The sequence below is a fragment of the Candidatus Puniceispirillum marinum IMCC1322 genome (assembly GCF_000024465.1).
Lineage (GTDB): Bacteria > Pseudomonadota > Alphaproteobacteria > Puniceispirillales > Puniceispirillaceae > Puniceispirillum > Puniceispirillum marinum.
The window spans coordinates 645,424-668,060 of the sequence record NC_014010.1; the positions used below are offsets into that span (position 1 = coordinate 645,424).

General features: G+C 48.2%; 22 protein-coding genes. 15 read left to right on the top strand and 7 right to left on the bottom strand.

What is annotated here, in order from left to right; all coding sequences use genetic code 11:
- Positions 1-129 precede the first annotated feature (129 nt).
- Both SAR116_RS03130 and SAR116_RS03135 read left to right on the top strand, forming a co-directional pair.
- Positions 130-855: a hypothetical protein gene (locus tag SAR116_RS03130; protein WP_013045479.1), complete on the top strand. Its 726-nt coding sequence runs from the start codon at positions 130-132 to the stop codon at positions 853-855.
- A 2-nt stretch (positions 856-857) separates the two neighbouring features.
- Positions 858-1,592, top strand: a complete 735-nt coding sequence (locus tag SAR116_RS03135) for an ATP-binding cassette domain-containing protein (RefSeq protein WP_013045480.1) — start codon at positions 858-860, stop codon at positions 1,590-1,592.
- A gap of 11 nt (positions 1,593-1,603) precedes the next feature.
- On the opposite strand, the gene gatB is transcribed toward SAR116_RS03135, so the two are convergent.
- From gatB to gatC, 3 genes are read right to left on the bottom strand one after another with little or no spacing between them, the layout of a single operon-like run.
- A complete protein-coding gene (gatB, locus tag SAR116_RS03140) occupies positions 1,604-3,058 on the bottom strand; it encodes an Asp-tRNA(Asn)/Glu-tRNA(Gln) amidotransferase subunit GatB (protein WP_013045481.1) in 1,455 nt (484 codons plus the stop codon).
- Entirely contained in the window at positions 3,058-4,536 is a 1,479-nt protein-coding gene (gene gatA / locus SAR116_RS03145) for an Asp-tRNA(Asn)/Glu-tRNA(Gln) amidotransferase subunit GatA (protein WP_013045482.1), read from the bottom strand. Before gatA ends, gatB begins: the two co-directional genes overlap by 1 nt.
- On the bottom strand, positions 4,536-4,823 hold the full coding sequence (gatC, locus tag SAR116_RS03150; RefSeq protein ID WP_041860735.1) for an Asp-tRNA(Asn)/Glu-tRNA(Gln) amidotransferase subunit GatC: 288 nt from the start codon (positions 4,821-4,823) through the stop codon (positions 4,536-4,538). Before gatC ends, gatA begins: the two co-directional genes overlap by 1 nt.
- A gap of 56 nt (positions 4,824-4,879) precedes the next feature.
- Here gatC and ruvX point away from each other — a divergent pair, with 56 nt between their 5' ends.
- From ruvX to SAR116_RS03195, 9 genes are all read left to right on the top strand, one after another.
- Entirely contained in the window at positions 4,880-5,359 is a 480-nt protein-coding gene (ruvX, locus tag SAR116_RS03155) for a Holliday junction resolvase RuvX (RefSeq protein ID WP_013045484.1), read from the top strand.
- A 79-nt stretch (positions 5,360-5,438) separates the two neighbouring features.
- Positions 5,439-6,419 carry an aspartate carbamoyltransferase catalytic subunit gene (locus tag SAR116_RS03160; RefSeq protein WP_013045485.1) on the top strand — a complete coding sequence of 327 codons (981 nt, stop codon included), beginning with the start codon at positions 5,439-5,441 and terminating at the stop codon, positions 6,417-6,419.
- Positions 6,416-7,702, top strand: a complete 1,287-nt coding sequence (locus SAR116_RS03165; protein WP_013045486.1) for a dihydroorotase — start codon at positions 6,416-6,418, stop codon at positions 7,700-7,702. Before SAR116_RS03160 ends, SAR116_RS03165 begins: the two co-directional genes overlap by 4 nt.
- A 20-nt stretch (positions 7,703-7,722) precedes the next feature.
- The gene (gene plsY / locus SAR116_RS03170; RefSeq protein WP_041861104.1) at positions 7,723-8,346 is read left to right on the top strand and encodes a glycerol-3-phosphate 1-O-acyltransferase PlsY; all 624 of its coding nucleotides are present in this window, start codon (positions 7,723-7,725) and stop codon (positions 8,344-8,346) included.
- A 58-nt stretch (positions 8,347-8,404) separates the two neighbouring features.
- Positions 8,405-9,508, top strand: a complete 1,104-nt coding sequence (gene dprA / locus SAR116_RS03175; protein ID WP_013045488.1) for a DNA-processing protein DprA — start codon at positions 8,405-8,407, stop codon at positions 9,506-9,508.
- A gap of 93 nt (positions 9,509-9,601) precedes the next feature.
- Positions 9,602-12,199 (top strand): type I DNA topoisomerase, encoded by a 2,598-nt coding sequence (gene topA / locus SAR116_RS03180; protein WP_013045489.1) that lies wholly within the window; start codon positions 9,602-9,604, stop codon positions 12,197-12,199.
- Positions 12,199-14,499 (top strand): ribonuclease R, encoded by a 2,301-nt coding sequence (gene rnr, locus SAR116_RS03185; protein ID WP_013045490.1) that lies wholly within the window; start codon positions 12,199-12,201, stop codon positions 14,497-14,499. The genes topA and rnr overlap by 1 nt, the downstream gene beginning before the upstream one ends.
- Before the next feature lie 82 nt (positions 14,500-14,581).
- Positions 14,582-14,749 carry a 50S ribosomal protein L33 gene (gene rpmG, locus SAR116_RS03190; RefSeq protein WP_013045491.1) on the top strand — a complete coding sequence of 56 codons (168 nt, stop codon included), beginning with the start codon at positions 14,582-14,584 and terminating at the stop codon, positions 14,747-14,749.
- 21 nt (positions 14,750-14,770) lie between these two features.
- Positions 14,771-15,658: an ROK family protein gene (locus tag SAR116_RS03195; RefSeq protein WP_013045492.1), complete on the top strand. Its 888-nt coding sequence runs from the start codon at positions 14,771-14,773 to the stop codon at positions 15,656-15,658.
- A gap of 12 nt (positions 15,659-15,670) precedes the next feature.
- Here the strand turns inward: SAR116_RS03195 and SAR116_RS03200 are convergent, their stop codons facing one another.
- Positions 15,671-16,483 carry a cell envelope integrity EipB family protein gene (locus SAR116_RS03200; protein WP_013045493.1) on the bottom strand — a complete coding sequence of 271 codons (813 nt, stop codon included), beginning with the start codon at positions 16,481-16,483 and terminating at the stop codon, positions 15,671-15,673.
- A 96-nt stretch (positions 16,484-16,579) separates the two neighbouring features.
- Here SAR116_RS03200 and rnd point away from each other — a divergent pair, with 96 nt between their 5' ends.
- Entirely contained in the window at positions 16,580-17,809 is a 1,230-nt protein-coding gene (rnd, locus tag SAR116_RS03205) for a ribonuclease D (RefSeq protein ID WP_013045494.1), read from the top strand.
- 1 nt (position 17,810) lies between these two features.
- On the opposite strand, the gene SAR116_RS03210 is transcribed toward rnd, so the two are convergent.
- From SAR116_RS03210 to SAR116_RS03220, 3 genes are read right to left on the bottom strand one after another with little or no spacing between them, the layout of a single operon-like run.
- Positions 17,811-18,593 carry an SDR family oxidoreductase gene (locus tag SAR116_RS03210; RefSeq protein ID WP_013045495.1) on the bottom strand — a complete coding sequence of 261 codons (783 nt, stop codon included), beginning with the start codon at positions 18,591-18,593 and terminating at the stop codon, positions 17,811-17,813.
- A 48-nt stretch (positions 18,594-18,641) separates the two neighbouring features.
- The gene (locus SAR116_RS03215) at positions 18,642-19,328 is read right to left on the bottom strand and encodes a P-loop NTPase family protein (RefSeq protein ID WP_013045496.1); all 687 of its coding nucleotides are present in this window, start codon (positions 19,326-19,328) and stop codon (positions 18,642-18,644) included.
- An 8-nt stretch (positions 19,329-19,336) separates the two neighbouring features.
- Positions 19,337-20,428: a DUF2066 domain-containing protein gene (locus SAR116_RS03220; RefSeq protein ID WP_041860736.1), complete on the bottom strand. Its 1,092-nt coding sequence runs from the start codon at positions 20,426-20,428 to the stop codon at positions 19,337-19,339.
- 162 nt (positions 20,429-20,590) lie between these two features.
- Between SAR116_RS03220 and purM the strand changes: the two genes are divergently transcribed.
- From purM to SAR116_RS13575, 3 genes are all read left to right on the top strand, one after another.
- On the top strand, positions 20,591-21,676 hold the full coding sequence (purM, locus tag SAR116_RS03225; RefSeq protein ID WP_013045498.1) for a phosphoribosylformylglycinamidine cyclo-ligase: 1,086 nt from the start codon (positions 20,591-20,593) through the stop codon (positions 21,674-21,676).
- 8 nt (positions 21,677-21,684) lie between these two features.
- Positions 21,685-22,353, top strand: a complete 669-nt coding sequence (gene purN, locus SAR116_RS03230) for a phosphoribosylglycinamide formyltransferase (protein ID WP_013045499.1) — start codon at positions 21,685-21,687, stop codon at positions 22,351-22,353.
- A gap of 87 nt (positions 22,354-22,440) precedes the next feature.
- Positions 22,441-22,572, top strand: a complete 132-nt coding sequence (locus SAR116_RS13575; protein ID WP_148212240.1) for an aa3-type cytochrome c oxidase subunit IV — start codon at positions 22,441-22,443, stop codon at positions 22,570-22,572.
- Positions 22,573-22,637: the final 65 nt, after the last annotated feature.

Genomic DNA, 22,637 nt, shown 5'->3' on the forward strand with positions numbered 1-22,637 from the left:
GCACTTTTATCGATTTACAGTATCGGGTGCGGCCTCAATATTTATACAATGATTTATATTAGCAAATATTGATATTATATAATAATTACAGTATCTTGACAGCCTGCAAAACAAAACCATAGTGTTTCCATGATCGCCTTCATTCAGAATATATATTATTTATCACTACTGCTTCTGCGCGAAGAAATGCGCGAGCCAGGCTGGCTGTTCTGGTCAGTCACCTTTCCATTCATCATAATGGTAGCCTTGTTTCTGCAAACCACCGACTCATTGAACGCAAAATTGTTTCCTATTATGTTGAGTTTTGTAAGTGTGGTAACAGCCATACGAAGTACAGGCGCGTATCTTGTCGGACGCCGCGAAGCAAATTTTCTGCAAGCTTTTGTGTCCTTTCCAGTAGCGCAGAAACGCTACGTTCTCGCTCAAATTATTGCAGGGTTTGTTTTCACAGGCATTATCGTAGCCGCTTTCGGCACCCTCAGTAGTCTTTTCTTTAATGATGTTACAATTGCTGAAAATCTCCATCAGATTATGCGCGCACTTGGTGTCGTATTTTGTGTAATTTGCGCTGGTAGTGTGCTGAATCTAATACCTCTAAAATTTCAAACGATCATGGGGTTAGTGACATCAACATATGCCCCCATGTTGCTGCTTACGTTCGCGGAGTTAATTCGGTTCCCGAACAATATGGCACTCGCTTTAATAAATACTATCAATCCGATAGCTGTCGGCGCTTCATTTATCGGCAATAACAACACATCATGGTTGGTGCTAACCATCTGGTTAATAGTGTGCCTTGGATTGCTTAGCGCAACCATCACTTGGTTTAATCTAGAGACACGGTGGGACAAATGAACATGAAAGGCACGAAAGTTCTGCAATCTTTCACCTGCCAAGTTAATGCGTTGCATTTTAGCTACAGCAGTAAGCAAATATTCTCAGATGCAAACTTCAAATTTGAGTCAGGCAAAATTTACGGCATATTGGGACCGAATGGCATTGGAAAAAGTACCCTGTTTAATATACTTTTTGGCCAGATCAAAACAGATGCAGGCTCAATAAACTGGCAGATCAAACCCGAAGATATGTTCTATGTTCGCCAGCATGTTTCCATTCCTCACGCACTAAGGATTGGTGAATTTATCGAAATGATATTTCGAATCAATCAAGGGGCATTTAGTCTTGATGAATTTTTCAAATCTGTTCCGCAAGAATGGCATGAACGACTCGAACGACTGTTAGAGTTAACGCCTAGCAAAGCTAGTTTTGGTGATGGCAAATGGGCAACAACACTTGCCACACTTAGTCTGAACCGGCAGTTTCTTGCACTGGACGAACCTACCGCCGCAATGGATGTCCATACACGCGCAGGATTATGGAATTGTATCACCGAGCGCAGAAAAAATGGTGCGACAATACTTGTATCCTCACACTATCTTGAAGAGTTTACTGATACGGTCGATGGTATTTTGGCGTTGAAACATGGAAAGCTGAACTTTTTTAACTCAGTCCAAGATTTTGTGGCCCAAACTGGGATTGATGCCAAGGCTAAGAACGTAAATGAGGCCTTCATGGGCTACTATAATTATTAGCCACAGGCACCCTAACCATCCAGTTTGGAGCGCAACAGCTGATTAACCATGCCCGGATTGGCCTGACCCCCAGACTGTTTCATCACCTGACCAACAAAGAAGCCAAACAATTTGTCCTTGCCACCGCGATATTCGGCAACCTTATCTTCATTAGCCGCCATGACATCATCGATCAGAGTTTCAATGGCACCACTATCCGACACCTGCTTCAGCCCCTTCTCTTCGACAATATCGGCAGCCTGCTTGCCCGACAGCATCATATCGGCAAACACATCCTTGGCGATGCGCCCCGAAATCGTGCCATCGCTGATCATATCGACCAACCCGCCAAGCGCATCCGGCGATACGGGCGAACGCGCCAGATCAAGTCCGGCCTTGTTCAACGCGCCAAACAATTCAACAGTCATCCAGTTTGCTACCAGCTTGCGGTCACGCCCCTTACTTGCGGCTTCATAGAAAGCAGCTGTCTCGCGTTCTTCGGTGATAACCGCCGCATCATAGGCGGATAGACCATAGTCATTCATCAAGCGGTCTTTGATCGAATCTGGCAATTCGGGCAGTTCTGCCGCCAGCTTATCAACATCGCTTTGTGTGATTTCTAGCGGCAACAGATCCGGATCGGGGAAATAACGGTAATCATGCGCATCTTCCTTGCTGCGCATGGTGCGGGTCATGCCGGTATTGGTGTCAAACAGACGGGTTTCCTGATCAATCGTGCCTCCATCCTCGATGACTTCAATCTGGCGGGCAACTTCATAGTCAATGGCTTGCTGGATGAAACGAAGTGAGTTCAGGTTTTTGGTCTCGGTTCGCGTGCCCAGTTCATCACCTGGACGCCGAACCGATACATTGACATCGGCGCGCATCGAGCCTTCTTCCATATTGCCATCGCATGTACCCAGATAACGTAGAATCGACCGTAATTTCCGCACATAGGCCGCCGCTTGCGTTGCCGAACGAATATCAGGTCGGGACACAATTTCCATCAAGGCAACGCCAGTTCGATTCAGATCAATATAACTTTTGCTTGGATGCTGATCATGCATTGATTTGCCTGCATCCTGTTCCAGATGCAAACGCTCAATACCGATATCCTTACTTGATCCATCGGCAAGATCAATCCGCAAGATGCCCTCGCCAACGATAGGCTGTTTGAACTGGCTAATCTGATAGCCTTGCGGCAGATCCGCGTAAAAATAATTCTTCCGGTCAAATACGCTGAACAGATTTATCTCGGCTTTCAGACCAAGACCGGTGCGAACAGCCTGATAAACGCATTCGCTATTGATAACCGGCAACATGCCTGGCATGGCCGCATCAACCAAAGATACATTTTGATTGGGCTCAGCACCAAATTTTGTTGGGGCGCCTGAAAACAGCTTGGCAGATGATGAAACCTGCGCATGCACTTCAAGACCAATCACAACTTCCCAATCGCCTGTGCGACCTGCAACTAGATCACTCATCACGCACCTCCTGCCATGCGTTGCGGCATAGAGCTTATCGCGGCCGAGTCCTCGATAACTTTTCCAACTTTATATATAGAGGCCTCGTCAAATGGCTTGGCCAGCACCTGCAAACCAAGAGGTAGCCCCGCCTGATTAAAGCCAGCTGGCACAGACATACCCGGCAAACCAGCCAGATTTGCTGGCACCGTAAAGACATCATTCAGGTAATTTATAACAGGATCATCAACCTTGCGTCCCACTGGGAATGCGGCAGATGGTGTTGCTGGCGTTAGAATGGCATCAACCGTTGCAAAAGCCTCGTCAAAATCATTTTTGATTAATCGTCTGACGCGCTGGGCCTTGAGGTAATAAGCGTCGTAATAACCAGCAGACAACACATAAGTACCAATCATAATGCGGCGCTGGACTTCATCACCAAAGCCTTCAGCACGCGTTAACCCATACATCTCGTCAAGCGAATCTGCTTCGATGCGATTGCCATAGCGCACCCCGTCATATCGCGCCAGATTAGATGACGCCTCAGCCGGGGCAATAATGTAATAAGCTGGCAAAGCGTATTTGGTATGCGGCAAAGAAATATCAACCAGCTCAGCACCAGCATCTTTCAGCCATTCCTGACCCTGTTGCCAGAGTTTTTCAACATCACTATCCATACCATCCATGCGATATTCGCGTGGAATTCCGATTTTCATTCCTTTGACGCCCGCGTTAACCGCCGCGACAACATCCTGAAGCGGAGTGGCAGCCGAAGTCGAGTCCTTGGCATCATGACTTGCCATCGCACTCAACAATAGCGCGTTATCGGCAACATCGCGTGAAAATGGCCCTGCCTGATCAAGCGATGAGGCAAAGGCAACAATGCCCCAGCGCGAACAACGCCCATAGGTTGGCTTCAGCCCGACAATACCACAGAAAGAGGCTGGCTGGCGAATTGAGCCGCCTGTATCGGTACCCACACTCAGTAAAGCCGATCGCGCGGCCACTGACGAAGCTGATCCGCCTGATGATCCCCCTGGAACCAGATCAACACCATCGCCAGCATCCCATGGGTTTATAACCGGCCCGGCAAAGCTGGTTTCATTAGCCGACCCCATGGCAAATTCATCACAATTGAGCTTGCCAAGCATCACACCGCCCTGTGCCCACATATTCGCGGTTACGGTGCTTTCATAAACAGGGGTGAAACCATCAAGAATTTTTGAACAAGCCGTTGATGTAACGCCTTTGGTGCAAAACATATCTTTGACGCCAATTGGCAGGCCTTCCAAGACGCCACCATTACCAGCGGCCATTCTTTTGTCGGCATCGCTTGCCATATCAAGTGCTTTGTCTGCGGTAAGCAGAACATAACTGTTCAAAGAGGCCGTATCTTCAGCAGCCTGAATATAGGCGCTGGTCAATTCAACCGATGAAATATCTTTTGCGTCAAGGGCAGCACGCGCCTCAACAGCTGATAAAGCGAGCAAGTCCTGCATTATTCAACAACCTTTGGTACAACAAAAAATCCACTTGCCGACTCAGGCGCATTGGCCAGCACATCATCAACATAGCCACCGTCGGTAACAACATCTTCACGCATCGGCAACGAATGTCCCGTTACGCTTGCCAAAGGCTCTACATTGTCTGTATTCACTTCATCAAGTTCGGCGATCCATGCGAGGATACCGTTCAATTCGTCGGCAATAGCCTCCTGACGCGCTTCATCAACATGAATCCGGGCCAGACGGGCGATTTTAGCGACTGTGCTCTTGTCAACGGACATATCACTGTGCTTTTTGCTGTTAGTGGGTAAGTTCAACAAGCGAAATATCATTCACCATGCCGATCTGCAAGCTAAACGATGTAAAACAGTCAATTTCTGATGGCCAGCGCCTGCTTGGGCTCGATATTGGCAAAAAAACCATCGGTTTGGCCTTATCTGATGCTGGGTTGAAAATCGCAACACCGGTTAAAATCCTGTACCGCACAAAATTTACACCAGATGTAGCCGAGCTATTTAAGCTGGTGGATGAGCAAAATGTGGGTGGGTTGGTTCTTGGATGGCCAGTGAATATGGATGGATCGACTGGACCACGATGTGACTCGACGCGGGACTTTGCCTATGCCCTCATGCGGATCAGAGATGTTCCGGTGTTTTTCCAAGATGAACGCCTATCAACGCAGGCGGTCGAAAGCGCTATGATTGCTGCTGACATGACCCGCGCCAAACGCGCAGTGCGGCGTGATGCCCTTGCCGCTGGCTGGATTTTGCAATCAGCACTCGATACAATTCATGATCGCGCAATCACGCCTGAGTAAAAGTTTCGTAACATGGTATTCTGCCAATTCGAAATATAGCTAGACCAAAAGCATCAGTTTCGATTATACACTAATTTTCATGAACAAGACGTCATCTAAACACTCTGCTTCGGTTGATGCCTCGGTGCCAGTAAGCCTTCCATCAAAACACCTACTTGGTATTGAGGGCATGTCCCCACTTCTAATCCGCGCCCTTCTCGACCGTGGCGACATGTTTGCCAGTAATCCGCAGTCAGACATATCTGCGGCGCTCAAAGGCAAAACAATAGTCAATCTCTTTTACGAAAATTCAACGCGGACCCGCGTTTCTTTCGAATTGGCCGCCAAACGTCTTGGCGGTTCGGTATTAAACATTGCGGTGGCTGGATCGTCGGTCAAAAAAGGCGAGACCCTGCTTGATACAGCTACCACATTAAACGCAATGCACCCTGATATTCTGGTTGTTCGCCATAATTGTGCTGGCGCCGCCAAATTACTAAGCCAGCATGTTGACGCGGCGGTGATCAATGCCGGCGATGGCAGACATGAACATCCCACACAAGCGTTACTTGACGCCCTGACCATTCGCCGCCGTATTGGTCGTATTGAGGGATTAAGGATCGCCATATGCGGCGATATTGCCAATAGCCGCGTCGCCCGATCAAATATTCACCTGCTGGGTACATTGGGTGCTGAAATGCGTCTGGTCTGTCCATCAACCTTGTTGCCTGCGGCTGTTGACCAGATGGGGGTCAGTGTCTTCACCGATCTGGAAACAGGCATCAGAGATGCAGATATCGTCATGATGCTTCGTTTGCAAACCGAACGCATGGCCGGTACCGAAACACCATCACAGCGCGAATATTTCAATTTCTTTGGCCTAGATAAAGCCAAACTCGAACGGTCGGCACCAGATGCCCTGATCATGCATCCCGGGCCGATGAACCGTGGCGTCGAGATTGACTCGACAACTGCTGATGATGTTGAAAAAAGCCTGATACGCACTCAAGTTGAAATGGGGGTTGCGGCGCGTATGGCCTGTCTAGAAGCGCTGGCTCTTGGATTGGATAATGCCTCATGAGTGATATCCAGTTTATAAACGCCCATATCATCGACCCATCTCAAGATATGGATGGTATCGGCTATGTATCTGTTGAAGACGGCATCATTACCGACTGTCGCCTAGGCGATGCGCCCAAACCATCTAAAGATGCAAAAATTGTTGATTGTACCCATGGGTATCTGGCTCCAGGCTTGGTTGACATGCGTGTTCAGTCTGGTGACCCGGGTGCAGAACATCTTGAAGACCTGAACAGCCTTTTGTCCGCGGCAGCGGCGGGCGGCGTTACAGCTTTTGCCTGCTTGCCAAACACCTTGCCGATAATTGATGATCCCGCCATGATCGACTCGCTATGCCTTCGCGCATCGCGTCAGGGTGGGTCACGGCTATATGTTTACGGCGCAGCTACAAAAGGGCTTGCTGGCAAAGAAATGGCTGAATTAGGCATGATGGCGGAATCCGGTGCAATTGGATTTAGTAACGGCCTAACATCAATTCAGGATGCACTGGTGATGCGACGGTTACTTTCCTATGCCAGTATGATTGACAAACCTGTCATTCAACATTGTGAAGATGCGTCACTAACAGCCGATGGTGAAATGAATGAAGGCGAAACATCAACCCGCCTTGGCCTAATCGGCAGCCCCTCAGTTGCCGAAGTTATCATCATTGACCGCGATCTGCATCTGGTTCGCCTTACCGGTGGCCGTTACCATGTAGCGCATATCAGCACCCGTGCCGGCATTGACGCTGTACGCAAAGCCAAAGCAGAAGGCTTGCCCGTTACGGCAGATACCGCTCCACCATATTTTATCCTGAACGAACTGGCTGTAAGCACTTATGATACGGCTATGAAATTATCGCCGCCTTTACGAAGCGAAGACGACCGACTTGCTGTTATAGAGGGGCTGGCAGATGGCACAATAGATGCGGTTTCATCGGATCATACGCCCGTCGATGGTGATGCAAAGATGCAGCCATTTGGGCCTTCACAGCCAGGCGCATCGGGCATTGACACGTTATTTGCACTGACGATGAGCCTTGTGCATGCTGACCATATTTCCATGATGCGCGCAATTGAAATTCTCAGCCTTGCACCTGCTACCATACTTGATGTGCCTGGTGGCAGTCTGGTGCCCGGAAGCATGGCCGATGTCATTCTATTCCGTCCAGATACAGGATGGATTGTAAAAGGGGTGAACTTTGCCTCGGCTTCGCGTATCACACCTTTTGAAGGACAGCCCGTTCAAGGCGTTATTGACGCGACCTATGTCAGCGGCAAAGAAACCTTTAGACGCGATTAAACAAACGTTACGGTATGCTTATGTCAGGTTTTGATTATATATGGATAGGCCTAGCTGCCTATGTAATGGGCTCGATTCCATTTGGCCTTGTTCTGACACGTTTGTTCGGCGGGGGAGATATTCGTGATATCGGCAGTGGCAACATTGGTGCTACAAATGTATTACGAACGGGAAAACGCTCTGTCGCCGCCCTCACCTTAATCCTAGACGCGGGCAAGGGGGCTGTTGCCGTTCTGCTGGCAAAGCATTTTGCAGATGGAAATGTAGCCGCACTTGCTGGTTTGATTGCCATCATTGGACATTGCTTTCCTGTCTGGATTCGCTTCAAAGGGGGGAAAGGTGTCGCCACATATCTGGCCGTCATGAGCGCTTTGGACATCCGGTTTGGTCTTATATTTGCTGTGCTATGGCTTGGCACTGCTTTTATCGCCCGCTATTCGTCACTGGCGGCACTTGTTGCCACAATGGGAGCAACCATTGGTGCCTTTGTTCTTGATAGCGACAGCATGGATAATGCCCATTTAATCCCGGTTTTCATGATCGTGATGACAGGCCTGATCTGGACGCGCCATCATGCAAATATTGGCCGATTGCTATCCGGTCAGGAAACCAAAATCGGCCAGAATGGCAAAACGAAAAAATAAAGCATATTATACTTCTGAGTTAACCTTTAGTTAAGGTTACTGCTTTATAGCTATAGGGATGGAACATTCCGAAAAACTGGCACGTATTCGGTTAATCCGCACGCAAAATGTCGGGCCAATGACATATAAATTGCTGATGCGTCGTTACAAAACGGCAAAAGAAGCCCTGCGGGCCATACCCGAACTAGCCAAACGCGGGGGCAGAAAACTGGTTCCTGCCAGCCTTGCCGTTGCCGAAGCCGAATTTAACGCTAATGAGGCCGCTGGGGCGACATTACTGTTTCGCGGCACCGAGCAATATCCTCGGCAGCTTGATATGTTTGATGATGCACCAGCCTTATTGTCGGCCAAGGGAAATATACATCTGTTGCAAAAGCCCATGCTGGCAATGGTTGGTGCACGTAATGCCTCGATAAATGCCATGCGATTATCCGAAAAGCTAGCCAGCGAACTTGGCACACATGGCTATATCATAGTATCGGGGCTCGCCCGCGGCATTGATACTGCGGCTCATAATGGCGCTCTTGATACCGGTACCATTGCGGTCATCGCCAGTGGTATAGATCTGGTCTATCCGCAAGAAAACGCTGATCTTTTTGACTCGATCATTGAGCGTGGCCTGTTATTGGCCGAAATGCCGCCTGGTACGCAACCAACACCGCGGCATTTTCCAATCCGCAACCGCATTATCGCCGGTTTATCACATGGCGTTATTGTGGTTGAAGCTGCCGCCAAGTCTGGCTCGTTAATAACAGCACGAGAAACTGGGGAACGTGGTGGCGAGGTAATGGCAATTCCTGGCTCTCCACTTGATCCAAGATCAGAAGGCTGTAACAAGCTGATCCGCGAAGGCGCGACATTGGTGCAAAACACATCCGATATCCTTGAATGTCTGAGTCGGCCCTATACCGCATCCCAGCCGCCGCCGCCGCCTGTTCAAGATGCCAATGCACCTGAACCCAATAGCAATGCAGTTAACAAATGCCGTAACATTATCACTGAAGGTGTTGGCCCCGATCCAGTGGCAATTGATGATATCATTCATCTATGCGATATGCCGGCTTCAATTGTATGGGCGGCGTTGCTTGAGCTGGAACTTGCGGGGGTCATTTTGCGACACCATGGTAACCGGGTGTCTAAAATAGCGGCATTCAAGGCATAAATATGCGTCAAATAGACAAAAACGCATCAGATATTTTGACAAATCACATTTTACGTTATATCGGATGGCCTCCACCATTAGTCGGATCATCCAATGAAAGTTGTTATTGTCGAATCACCTGCTAAAGCAAAAACCATTAACCGTTACCTCGGTGATGGCTATAAAGTGCTTGCCTCATACGGGCATGTTTGTGATTTGCCAAGCAAGGACGGATCCGTTTCCCCGGAAAATGATTTCGAGATGAAATGGCAGATTTCATCTGGTTCTGAAAAACATCTCAAGGAAATCACCAGCGCGCTTAAAAATGCTGACAAGTTAATCCTTGCGACTGACCCTGACCGTGAAGGGGAAGCGATTAGCTGGCATGTATTAGAACAGTTAAAAGCCAAAAAGCTTGTAAATGACATGCCTGTCGAGCGCGTTGTTTTTAACGAAGTCACCAAATCGGCAATCTTGACAGCGATGGACAACCCGCGCGCGCTAGATGAAGAATTGATCGATGCCTATCGTGCGCGACGTGCGCTTGACTATCTGGTTGGTTTTTCTATTTCGCCTGTTCTGTGGCGCAAATTGCCAGGATCAAAATCAGCTGGCCGTGTCCAATCGGTTGCCTTGCGCCTGATTTGCGAACGTGAAGCCGAAATTGAAGCCTTTATAACCGATGAATATTGGAGCGTGGATACCAGAATGGCTAAGGCCGATGGCCGTGAGTTCACAGCCCGCCTGACCCATATTGATGGTGAAAAACTTGGCAAATTGGATATCCCAAACGAAGCCGCCGCAAAAGCCGCTGAAGCCAAGATCAATGCTGCTGATTTATCGGTTAAAACGATTGAGACCAAACGCGTCAAACGTAATCCATCACCACCATTCACTACATCGACCTTGCAACAGGAAGCTTCGCGCAAGCTTGGCTTTTCAGCAAGCCGCACAATGCAGATTGCCCAGCGCCTTTATGAAGGTATAAATATTGGCAGTGACACAACAGGTCTGATTACCTATATGCGAACCGATGGCGTTCAGCTTGGCAAGGAATCCATAGCTGCCTTACGGGACGATATTGGATCGCGCTTTGGTAACCGCTATCTGCCAGATAGCCCTCGTATTTACAAGACCAAGGCCGCTAATGCACAAGAAGCGCACGAGGCTATCCGCCCGACAGATATTACCCGCGACCCGGAAGCGATGCGTAGCTTTCTGGATCATGACCAGTTCAGACTTTATGAGTTGATCTGGAAACGTACGATTTCCAGTCAGATGCAATCTGCCGAACTAGACCAAACTGGTGTTGATATTACTGATCCTGCGGGAACTGTTACCTTGCGCGCCAATGGCCAAGTGATGGTTTTCGATGGTTATTTGTCCGTATATATGGAAAGCCAAGACGATAAAGATGAAAAGGACGAAACCCGTTCTAATCTGCTTCCAGAAATGAAAGAAGGCGAAAATCTGGATACACAGAACGTGTCACCAGAACAGCATTTTACCCAGCCACCTCCACGTTTCACCGATGCCAGCCTTGTCAAACGTATGGAAGAGCTTGGCATTGGCCGACCTTCGACCTATGCTTCAATTATTCAGGTCTTGCAGAATCGTGATTATGTCGTCAAAGACCGTAATCGCTTCATACCTGAAGATCGCGGCCGTCTTGTTTCGACGTTCCTTGGCAACTTTTTTGACCGTTATGTCGAATATGATTTCACTGCACAGCTTGAAAGCCAGCTTGACGAAGTCTCGGCTGGCCGACTGGACTGGAAAGCGTTGCTTGCCAATTTCTGGCGTGATTTTAAATCCGCTATCGATGGCACCAAAGACCTGACGATTACAAACGTCCTTGACGTTCTGGACGAAGAGTTGGGGCCGCATTTTTTCAAAGCTGATGAAAATGGCGCTTTGATGCGCTCATGTCCGAATTGTGACGATGGACGGCTTGGTCTAAAGCTTGGAAAATTTGGTGCTTTTGTGGGCTGTTCAAATTATCCTGATTGTAAATTCACTCGCAAACTAACCGATAGTGATGGTACTGAGGATGATGCACCCGTGGGTGATAAAAATCTCGGTATTGATCCGGCAACCGAACTGCCAGTATTCCTGCGAAAAGGCCCCTATGGGCCTTATGTTCAGATTGGTGACCCTGAAACCAAGAAGCCGAAACGTGCGTCCTTGCCAAAAGGAGAAAGCGCTGCCGCCATTGATCTTGATCGTGCATTGTCGCTATTGGCACTTCCACGTGAGGTGGGGGCACATCCCGAAACAGGCGACATGATTCAGGCTGGGCTGGGACGCTTTGGCCCTTATCTGAAATATCAAGGCGGTTTTACCAGCCTGCCTGCTGATGACGATTTATTGACTGTAGGCATTAATCGGGCCGTTGATTTGCTTGCCGAATCGGCCAAGAAAAAGGGGCGTGTACTTGGCGCACATCCAGCCAAAGGCGATGTTTATGTCAAAGCTGGCCGCTATGGCGCCTATGTTGAACATAATAAACTTCGCGCGACACTGCCAAAAGACGTTGATATAGCAGATGTGACGCTGGAACAGGCGATTGAGCTTCTCGCCGAAAAAGCCGCCAAAACGCCAGCAAAGAAACCGGCCAAAAAGGCCGCAGCCAAGAAGAAAGCCGCACCTAAGAAGAAAGCCGCAACCAAGAAAAAAGCGACCGCTAAAAAGAGCGCCAAGAAAGATAGCTAGTGGCTGATCAAGACAATAGCGATGACAAGACTATAACCGGGCTACCCACGCAACAGGCCATTACTGATTATGTGAATAGCTGTGCTACCCCTCCTACCCAGCGTGAGATTGCCCGCGCGTTCAATATTGGACAGGACTATCGCGCGCCCTTGCGACGGCTTTTACGAAGCCTGAGCGAACAGGGTATTCTGGCGCGCCGCGATGGACGACGTATCGCAACGCCTGATCAATTACCCGAAGTCACTGTGCTTGAACTCGTATCATTCGACGATAATGGTGATGGTATGGCACGTGTTGCCGGTGAAAATAGTGATGATGAAGCCGATGCCCCCGAAATACGTGTCATCCTGAGTCGCAAAGCAGGACGCGCGCCATCTGTTGGCCAGACAATCTTAGCGCGCCTCGCCCGGGTCGGCCCCAATCTATATGAAGCACGCATTATCAAAGTTCTTGAACGCCAGCAAAAAAGGCTGTTTGGCGAGGTCATTGCATCAAATAAGGGCTTTAAGCTCATGCCTGCCGAACGCGGCAAACGCGACGCCATTAATTTACAGACATCATCATCAGCACCTTGCGTAGCTGGCGACCTTGTCGAAGCCGAATTACTGCCCTCAAAAGGGTATCTGGCAAAGACCGCTAGAATCATTCGCAATCTTGGATCATCCAGTAATACAGGCGCATTCAGCGCGCTGGCGATTGCTGAATTCAACATACGCCACCATTTCCCTGATGCTGTCATCAGTGAAGCCAATGCGCTTAAGACACCACCTGCGAAAGGGCGGCTAGATTTACGTGATACCGCACTTGTCACCATTGACGGTGCCGATGCCAAGGATTTTGATGATGCGGTCTTTGCCGAGCCAACTGACACTGGTGGTTGGCGGCTTTTGATCGCTATCGCTGACGTATCACATTACGTACGGCAAGGCTCCGCCCTTGATAAGGAAGCCAGAACAAGGGGAAATTCTGTATATCTGCCAGATTTGGTGGTGCCCATGTTGCCTGAAGCTATCTCGAATGATCTATGCTCATTGCGGCCACATGAAGATAGAGCCGCCATGGTAGCCGAGATATTTATCGATAATGAGGGACAAAGGATTAGTCATTCAATACAGCGCGCCTTGATCAAATCTCATGCTCGTCTGACCTATGACACGGTACAGGCCGTATTTGATGGCACGCTTGATGAAGCTGATGCCGACGTACCACACGGCACATTGCATGCGCTGTTTGGCGCATGGCATGCGTTAAATATTGACCGCACCGCCCGCGAGCCACTTGCACTTGATCTTCAGGAACGCCGCGTCGAGTTTGATGACAGTAATAATGCTGTTGGCATTGCCCTACGTAAACAAAGCGAGTCACAACGACTGATTGAAGATTTCATGATCGCCGCCAATGTTGCCGCCGCAGATACGTTGATAGCTGCCAAACGCCCATGCGTATTTCGCGTTCATGATGCACCTGATCCCAAAAAAGCGGATAGTCTGCACAAACTGGCAGATGCTATTGGTGGTAAATTTACCCGTGGACAGGTTTTACAACCACATCATTTCAACAAATTACTTGCCCATGTTAAAGACACAACCGATGAATTGATGGTTAATGAAGCTGTATTACGCAGCCAATCTAAAGCTGTCTATGATATTAATAACATTGGTCATTTTGGTTTATCCCTAAGAAATTATGCCCATTTCACATCACCTATTCGCCGCTATGCAGATTTGCTGGTTCACCGCGCACTTGTCGATCACGCCGCAAAAGGGAAAAAGGCACCGGTTGATGGGCTTTTAGATATGCCGCTTGAGATAATGGGTGAAATTTGCACGCATATTTCTGAAACCGAAGCGAATGCCGCCGGAGCAGAACGACGAAGTATTGACCGGTTCGCAGCGGCATTTTTTGAAAGTCGCATAAATGAAACAATGGATGCTGTCATTGTTGCCATTACTGGCTTTGGCGCCTTTTTGCGTCTTGATGATGGCAAGGCTGACGGATTTCTGCCGCTAAAAAATCTGCCTGATGATTATTATGATCTGGACGCATCAGGTCAATGGCTCGAAGGGCGTCATACCGGCTGGACATTCGGCATCGGCACCGAACTGGGCGTTCAGATTGCCGAGGTTAATGCCGTTTCTGGCGGCATTCTGCTACGCTGGGTCAGCGGCGGATTAAGTGGCGACCGCCCAAACCGAAATAGCCGAATGGCGCATAAAAAGGGTGAAAACCGATCATCAGCAAAAGCGGCTAAACGATCCAGTCACAGAAAAAACAAATCAAGCCGCCGAAAAAGCCGATGATCTGACTTGACATTAGCGTCATAATCACGCAATTTGCGGCCAGTTTTACGGCGTTAACGCGCCCCTATCCGGAGTTAGTGACATGGCAAAGCCTGCTACCCTTCAAATCAAGCTCGTTAGCACAGCCGATACAGGCTATTTCTACGTGACCAAAAAGAACCCACGTACAAAGCCAGAAAAGCTGGAGCTCAAGAAATTTGATCCTCGCGCACGCAAACATGTCCTGTTTCGTGAAGCAAAAATCAAGTAATAGCCAAGTGCTGGTTTCAGCATGCGTCTTGGTTTAGACATTGGATCGCGTTTTATCAGCACCGCCATTCTTTCGGATGGCGGTGAATTTTTATGTCTAAAACAGGCCGCAACACCTTTAGATAGTTATCAAGACATTCTTCGTACCATCGCCAGCCTGATAGCCACAGTAACAGCAGACATATCCCATGATGATATTGTCGGCGTTGCAGTGCCAGGTTTTGTGCATGAAGGCGTGGCACAAAATAGCTATCTGGAGTCGTTAAACGGTAAAAACCTGCAAGCTGATCTTCAGGCATCTTTGGGACGGCATGTGACGCTGGCCAATAGTGGGGCGTGCTTCACCTTATGGGAAGCACGACATGCTGGGGCCAAGGACCATGAAAATGTCTTTGGTATGCTGATAGATGACAGTAGCTGGGGCGGGCTGGTGATCGATAAAAAATTGATACGGGGCCGTAATGACATTGCCGCAAACTGGAGCCATATCCCCCTTCCATGGCCAGTACCACATGAACTGGACGGACATGATTGTTGGTGTGGACGTGTTGGATGTCTTGACAGCTTTGTGTCAGCGCGCGGCATGGAAGATGATTATTTCCGCATTACCGACAGCCAACTATCTGCCACCGCAATCGCAACAGCGGCACATAGTATGGACATTGTCGCCGAGAGTGCCTTGCAGGTTCTAGAAGACCGTATTGGCCGCGCAACCGCTTTGATCATCAATATGGTTGATCCGGATGTTATAATACTTGGGGGCGCTGTAGGGTGCTTTGAAAGGCTATTAACCACTGTACCACGCAAATGGCCAGGATATGTTCACACCGCAAAGGTCAAAACCCAGCTTTTACAGTCACAATCAGGGCATAATGCTGTTGTGGCAGGTGCGGCCTTTTTAAACGGATAAAACCAACCAGCTTTAATTGCATACTGGCAAGCTGACATCTTCGATATTTAGTAAATTGGCCTTAATGCTGAATTCGCCATAATCAATTTCATAATCACGAACGACACCGTTCGACTGTAACGAAAAATTGATTTCATAAGATGGTTCAGACGCTGTTGCCAAAGGCTTGAAATAGGCAACATGAACTGGCCAAAAACCTTTGTCAGCAAAGCCACCAAAAGAATTTGGCGCTGCGCTTGAGCGCCAGCCCCCAATAACCGTGTTTGTTGTCATCAAGGCATCTTCTGGTTCGGCACCCGTGAACACACTGGCCGCAATAATCCTAGTTCCCGCATTTGCCGATTCGATTATTTCCTCAACATGCTGCATCGGGAAATAAGTATCACTAGGCAAAACAATTTTATCATTTAATTCATTCGTAAAAACCGCGTCCCCACCCTGTTCTGTCATTTGGGCAAAGCCACCAAATTGCTTATCACCTTCAAAAGTGCTTTTTTCCTCAATATCAAAACTGTATTTGTCACCGGCGTCAGCTTCCCATGACTCGAAATGCGATAGAATGCGTTGAACATTACCGCCTGCACCGCCGAATTCGATGACATAATCTTCAACTGAACGCCAGCCATCACAATCGCGCTCAACCGAATAGGCTGACCGACCTGACACACTTAACACCGACGAGTTTTTATTCATCTCGCCAATTGTCATTTCATAAAACGCACGATGCGCAACAACAGCCCCAGCCAGACCAGGTTGTACGACGGAAAAAAACATCATTCCTGAGAGAAGCGTGACGCATCCGGTTTTGATATATTGTGATTTCATATTAGAAATTTATGAACGCGCGTTGATGATTTCAATAGGTTTATCTTTGCCATGCCGATTTTTTACCTTATACACACGATTGAGGATTGAGGTAAAATGGATCAAAATCACAAAAAATATTCCCACGCAAAGCGCAATGAGCCCGATAATTCCATCCCACTCGAAAAGCTACCGCCCGACGCCCTGATAACAACGAATGCAGATTTGTTACGTGTGGTCGATGAATTTCGGGGCAAGCCCTTCCTCGCCATTGATACAGAATTCATGCGCGAACGCACCTATTACCCACAACTTTGCCTGATACAGGTCGGTGATGGCACCAAGGCGGTGGCTATTGATCCTTTGGCTAAAAACTTAAATCTGGAACCCTTGTGGAGCCTTATGCGAGATGAAAGTATCATCAAGGTGTTTCATGCTGGCAATCAGGATATGGAAATTTTTCTAAATGAAATGGGTGGGTTGCCAAGCCCTGTTTATGATACCCAAATTGCAGGTTTGGTATGTGGACATGGCGACCAGATTGGCTATGACAGTCTGGTAAAGTCCATTCTAGGTAAAAATGTCGATAAGACATCGCGCTTTACTGACTGGTCAAAGCGCCCTCTTACCGACAGACAGATTTCCTATGCGTTGGACGATGTTATTTATCTGGCACAGATATATCCAATCATGCTGGACAAGATTGCTAGTGAAAACCGAACTAATTGGCTCGATGAAGAATTCAAAAAATTCTCTGATCCGGCAACCTATGTCACCAAACCTGAGAATGCCTGGAAACGTATTAAAATTAGGCATTTGAAAGCACCTGCATTAATGCGGTTAATGCGACTGGCCGCCTGGCGCGAGATTGAAGCGCAGAATCGTAACGTACCACGCAATCGGGTGATACGTGATGAGACTTTGATTGACCTTGCCGGTACAGCGCCCAATACAATCAACGAATTCAGCAAAATCAGGAATTTTCCCGGTGGCACTGATGGCAAATTTGTTAAACCTGTACTCAAAGTCATTCAAGATGTTGCGTCTATTCCCGAGAGCGAATTACCTGTCATCCCATCACGGGGCAAGCCTGTTAAGCCGCCCCAAGCTGTTATGGAATTACTTCGGGTATTGCTGAAATATACGACCGATCAACATAATATTGCGCCAAGACTCATTGCTTCGAGTGACGATTTAGAGTTACTGGCCACTGACGATAACGCACCGATAAGAGCGCTACAAGGCTGGCGCCGCGAGGTATTTGGCAACACCGCCTTGAAACTGAAATCGGGCGAGATTGGTCTTGCCGTTAAAAACGGCAAAATCAGGGTAATCGAGCTTAGCTAGACTATAGCGTACTGTTAAATTTACCACCATCCATCAGGATGTTCTGGCCTGTTAGAAAGCCTGAATGCGCGCTACACATCCACGCACAGGCAAACCCGAACTCCTCAATCTCGCCAAGCCGTTTAGCCGGCGTAGCCTGTTCAAAGCTAGTGCGCACATCATCAGGTGAGCGACCGTCATTTTTAGCTGAATTGGCAATTAATGATTCTATCCGGTCTGTATTGAACTGACCTGGCAGTAACCCGTTAATGGTAACATTATGCTCCGCTACCTGACGCGAAAGACCAGCGCAAAATCCAGTAAGCGCCGCACGCGCACCATTTGAAAGACCAAGTGCCGGGATTGGTGATTTAACCGACCCTGACGTGATATTGACAATACGCCCAAACTTTCGTTCGATCATCGGATCAATCACAGCCTGAATCAGCGAGAACGCAGCCAGCATGTTCGCATCAAGCGCCGTGATCCATGTCTCACGTGTCCAATCACGAAAATCACCCGGAGGGGGGCCACCAGCATTATTAACCAAAATATCAACATCACTGGTAGCATCAAGCAATGCGGCGCGGCCTTCATCTGTGGTCACATCGCAAACGACTTCTGTCACCTTTACATTATGCTTGTCACGAATAAGCTTTGCCGCATCACGAAGCACATCACCACCCCTTGCGCACATCGTTACATTGACGCCAGCCCCTGCCAAAGCGTCGGCACAGCCAAAGCCGAGCCCCTTACTTGACGCACAAACAATGGCATTTCTATTCGCAATTCCAAAATCAAGCATGCTATTCACCTTATTAATTTTTTTGCAATCTTCTTTGAAAGCAATGTTTTAAATGTCTATTTCTAGTTGTTTATGCAGAACGTCTCGCGCCAGATTAACCGACAAACTCTTTTTACTGGCTAGGGCTTCACGATCTAATGCAGCACCAATCTGATGCACCGCACTGAATGATCTATCCATCCGACTAACAATATAATGAAGCATATTATGGGGCGCGACAAGCTGTCGTTCAGCAAAGTATTTTTCCAGTAATGCAAATAACAGCATATCGTCAGGCAATTCGATCTGCGCCACGTTGATGGCTTTCAAGCGCGACATTAAATCAGCCAGCTTCCAATTCATCAAAGCGATGGGCATGGATGACAAAATCAATAACGATCCCTGAACCGACTTGATTGCATTCAAAAAATGGAAAAGTGCCTCTTCGTCGCTATTTTCTGCGGATAAATTATCAAGAATAAAGCATGGTGCCTCAGCATTTTTTTCCATCAACCTATGAACCATATCCGCATCAGCTTTGGATAGTGACACCGAACCGGTTTGTTCTTGCCAAACAGCCGCAAGATGTGATTTTCCAGAACCGGGCTCTCCGACAATATTTAGCGCCTGCATCTGGCCAGGCCAATCAGGCCAGCGATCAATCCAATCAGCCGCAAGCTGGTTGCTTGCACTAATGAAAAAATTGTCTCGGTCCTGTGCTGACCGGAAAGACAAATCCATTGGAATTTGCTGCATATTAGATCCTAATTACCCTGCGCCACAGTCAAGACAGGCAAGCCATCATCCTTCATGCGTAACTGCAGGTTATGAACTGCCAGAGCATTTTCAAGTGCCGTAACGGGCCCAACAAGTTGCAGTGAAATGATTGCCGAAGTTATATCTAATTTATGAATTTCCATTTTATCAATCACAGCAATCGCACGTAACGTCTGCAGACGTGATGCCCAGTCAGTCAAAGTGTCAATGGGCACCTCAACAGTCAGTCGGCTCGAAACGGGGTCCCCCATCAAATTAGCAGCATGCCAGCCTTCTTCCATTGATTTGGCAATGCTAACAATATGGCGATTAACGATCGTAGCGAGATCATTCTTACCTGCAACTTTGCCTATCGCTGATTTGCCATGTTTGAAAACTGCGGATAAATATTTGCCATCACTATCATACAAGTCAGCAGATACATCTATTAGGCGGGTGCTGCCCTCGTAATCTTCATTGGCAATAACCAAAAGCACCTGCTGTGCTTCAGCCAGAACCGCCGCGCTGGCCAGATGTTGCTGATTAGCAGCAGACAAATCTTCGGCGCGTAACCGGCGCTCACGATATAGAGTTGGTCGCAGAATACGAAAAGAAACCAGACCTGTATTATTACCGACAAATTGATGCCAAGCACCAATCCACTTGTTTTTCAATTGCCATGCGCGGGCACCATCTGTGCCATTCCAAACTGGCACCACAAGGATCGGTGGGCTTTGCAATTCTGACCAGCGAAGATTAGCCTGCTTTAGCGCCGTGCGAAGGCGCTGGGCATCAAAACAAAAATCAAGGCGACCTATGTAGCGCTTTGGTAGATTATTTTCTTCAATGATGTGAACAAAATCCGTGAACTCATCTAGATCATGCTTTTGCAAAAACGCATCACGACGTTCTGGTGCCATTAATAGCCGATCAAGCACGATCGTGAACGCCCTTTCAGCAGCCAAACGCATCCCTTTTGTCCGTGCGGCATTGGCATTGTCCGCCGTCTGGTCAATTACGATGTCAGCAACCCCAAAAACAGGTTCGACACAACGTTCAGAGGCATTGGCAGCCGATGTCATGATCAGACCGATGCTCATCAAAAAGCCAATACGAAAACAAAAAGCAGAGACGAGATACCGATAAAGGTCTGCTCGAAGACGTAAAAATGAAAATAACGTTACAGACATACGTACAACGCCTATGATCCTGATGCATAAAAGACTATACTTCTTATATCACTCAAATGCGCCGAGACCAGCATGTCTAACCAACAAAACAATACAAATTCGCTAAGTTACAAAGATGCTGGTGTCGATATAGACGCGGGTGACGCCCTTGTGCGTGAAATTGCCCCGCATGCAAAGCGCACAAGACGAAGCGGTGCTGAGGCAGATCTTGGTGGTTTCGGTGGCCTGTTCGATTTGAAAGCTGCTGGCTTTTCCGACCCTATTCTGGTAGCTGCCACCGATGGCGTGGGCACAAAGCTGGAATTGGCCAAAGCAATCAATATTCATCGTGGCCTTGGCATTGATTTGGTTGCCATGTGCGCTAACGATATTCTAGCACAAGGCGCTATGCCCTTGTTCTTTTTGGATTATTTTGCGACAGGCAAGCTGGAACCGCGTGTGGCTGCTGACGTGATTGCTGGCATTGCCGATGGTTGCATTGAATCCGATTGTGCGCTGATCGGCGGTGAAACGGCTGAAATGCCAGGGCTTTATGGGGCTGGCAGTTATGATCTAGCAGGCTTTTGTGTTGGCGCTGCTGAGCGTGGCACCTTACTGGCTCCTGGCCAACCCAAGGCTGGTGATGTTGCAATTGGCATCCCATCTTCTGGCGTTCATTCAAACGGTTTCTCACTTGTCAGAAAAATTATTGACGTCACTGGTGCCGATCTATCCGCAGCAGCACCGTTTGACCCAGCACAATCGCTTGGTGAGGCCTTAATAACCCCTACCCGTATTTATCAGAAAGCCGCCAAAACCGCCCTTGCGCATGGCGGCGTATCAGGCATTGTGCATGTGACTGGTGGTGGATTGATTGAAAATCCACCGCGCATCTATGCCAATGATCTGACTTTTGACATTGATTGTGCACTTTATGATTTGCCGCCGGTTTTTGGCTGGCTTCGTGATAGTGGTAATATGGAATTACACGAAATGGCGCGCACCTTTAATTGTGGAATCGGCCTCATCATTTTCACCAGCCCTGATCAAGCCGAAACCATGCTGGCCAGCTTACATGACGGTATTGAGCCAGATGCCACCATCATGGGTAGCTTGCGTCCTCGTGAGAACTCACCTCCGGTGGTTTTGAATAATAGCCATCATTGGCAAGGCAAATAGATCGTTCCATGACACGCGTCGCCATTCTTATTTCTGGACGTGGTAGCAATATGGAAGCGTTAGCTGACGACATTGAAGCTAATCATCACAGTACGATTTGTCTGGTTGTCGCAAACAAACCATGTACAGGCATCGATAGTGCCGCTGCACGCGGCATTCCAACCAAAATTGTCAATCGTTCGAATTTTGACACACGTGAAGATCATGACCACGCCATGTGCGCCATTCTGGCTGATGCTGAGCCTGATTATATTTTCATGGCTGGATATATGGCCATCGTCGGCGCCGCATTCATCGACCGATTTACGGCCCGCATTCTGAACATTCACCCTTCGCTTTTACCCGCCTATAAAGGGCTTGATACGCATGAGCGCGCGCTAGCGGATGGTGCCAAACAGCATGGCGTTAGCGTCCATATTGTTTCAGAACAACTCGATGACGGCCCAATCATTCTGCAAGCGGCGCTCACTATAAATCCAGAAGATACCGCCACAACATTGGCTACACGCGTATTAGCGCTTGAGCATATTTTATATCCGCTTGTGCTTAGCAGTCTGGCCCATGGTGATCTTGAACTCAGCCACTCAGGCGTTAAGTGGCATAACAGAGAAGCCGCGCTTAGCCGCCTTGGCCATAAAGCGCGACTTCAGATTGAAACGGCATTAATTTGGCCTTAATGCCGCATTGATTTTTACGATGGTATGGGTCATAAAATAGGTAATTAACAGTTTAAAAAGCAATGTATACTGTAGGAGAGAGTAAACATGGACACTTCAGATTTTGACAAGCAGGCCAAGTCGCATCTGGCTATTTATAATGGCTTTATGACCGCCTCAAAGATTGTTATCGGCTTGGTGATTGTTACGCTTATAGCCATGGCAGCAACCTTGCTCTAGGCTAACTTCATATAAATAAATAGATAAATAATAATATATACAAAAGGCGGGATTTCACCCGCCTT

What these genes read in the sequence shown, in the direction of transcription:
- SAR116_RS03130 (WP_013045479.1), top strand. Translation starts at nt 130, where the DNA reads ATGATCGCCTTCATTCAGAATATATATTATTTATCACTACTGCTTCTG.
- SAR116_RS03135 (WP_013045480.1), top strand. Translation starts at nt 858, where the DNA reads ATGAAAGGCACGAAAGTTCTGCAATCTTTCACCTGCCAAGTTAATGCG.
- gatB (WP_013045481.1), bottom strand. Translation starts at nt 3,058, where the DNA reads ATGAGTGATCTAGTTGCAGGTCGCACAGGCGATTGGGAAGTTGTGATT.
- gatA (WP_013045482.1), bottom strand. Translation starts at nt 4,536, where the DNA reads ATGCAGGACTTGCTCGCTTTATCAGCTGTTGAGGCGCGTGCTGCCCTT.
- gatC (WP_041860735.1), bottom strand. Translation starts at nt 4,823, where the DNA reads ATGTCCGTTGACAAGAGCACAGTCGCTAAAATCGCCCGTCTGGCCCGG.
- ruvX (WP_013045484.1), top strand. Translation starts at nt 4,880, where the DNA reads ATGCCGATCTGCAAGCTAAACGATGTAAAACAGTCAATTTCTGATGGC.
- SAR116_RS03160 (WP_013045485.1), top strand. Translation starts at nt 5,439, where the DNA reads ATGAACAAGACGTCATCTAAACACTCTGCTTCGGTTGATGCCTCGGTG.
- SAR116_RS03165 (WP_013045486.1), top strand. Translation starts at nt 6,416, where the DNA reads ATGAGTGATATCCAGTTTATAAACGCCCATATCATCGACCCATCTCAA.
- plsY (WP_041861104.1), top strand. Translation starts at nt 7,723, where the DNA reads ATGTCAGGTTTTGATTATATATGGATAGGCCTAGCTGCCTATGTAATG.
- dprA (WP_013045488.1), top strand. Translation starts at nt 8,405, where the DNA reads ATGGAACATTCCGAAAAACTGGCACGTATTCGGTTAATCCGCACGCAA.
- topA (WP_013045489.1), top strand. Translation starts at nt 9,602, where the DNA reads ATGAAAGTTGTTATTGTCGAATCACCTGCTAAAGCAAAAACCATTAAC.
- rpmG (WP_013045491.1), top strand. Translation starts at nt 14,582, where the DNA reads ATGGCAAAGCCTGCTACCCTTCAAATCAAGCTCGTTAGCACAGCCGAT.
- SAR116_RS03195 (WP_013045492.1), top strand. Translation starts at nt 14,771, where the DNA reads ATGCGTCTTGGTTTAGACATTGGATCGCGTTTTATCAGCACCGCCATT.
- SAR116_RS03200 (WP_013045493.1), bottom strand. Translation starts at nt 16,483, where the DNA reads ATGAAATCACAATATATCAAAACCGGATGCGTCACGCTTCTCTCAGGA.
- rnd (WP_013045494.1), top strand. Translation starts at nt 16,580, where the DNA reads ATGGATCAAAATCACAAAAAATATTCCCACGCAAAGCGCAATGAGCCC.
- SAR116_RS03210 (WP_013045495.1), bottom strand. Translation starts at nt 18,593, where the DNA reads ATGCTTGATTTTGGAATTGCGAATAGAAATGCCATTGTTTGTGCGTCA.
- SAR116_RS03215 (WP_013045496.1), bottom strand. Translation starts at nt 19,328, where the DNA reads ATGCAGCAAATTCCAATGGATTTGTCTTTCCGGTCAGCACAGGACCGA.
- SAR116_RS03220 (WP_041860736.1), bottom strand. Translation starts at nt 20,428, where the DNA reads ATGAGCATCGGTCTGATCATGACATCGGCTGCCAATGCCTCTGAACGT.
- purM (WP_013045498.1), top strand. Translation starts at nt 20,591, where the DNA reads ATGTCTAACCAACAAAACAATACAAATTCGCTAAGTTACAAAGATGCT.
- purN (WP_013045499.1), top strand. Translation starts at nt 21,685, where the DNA reads ATGACACGCGTCGCCATTCTTATTTCTGGACGTGGTAGCAATATGGAA.
- SAR116_RS13575 (WP_148212240.1), top strand. Translation starts at nt 22,441, where the DNA reads ATGGACACTTCAGATTTTGACAAGCAGGCCAAGTCGCATCTGGCTATT.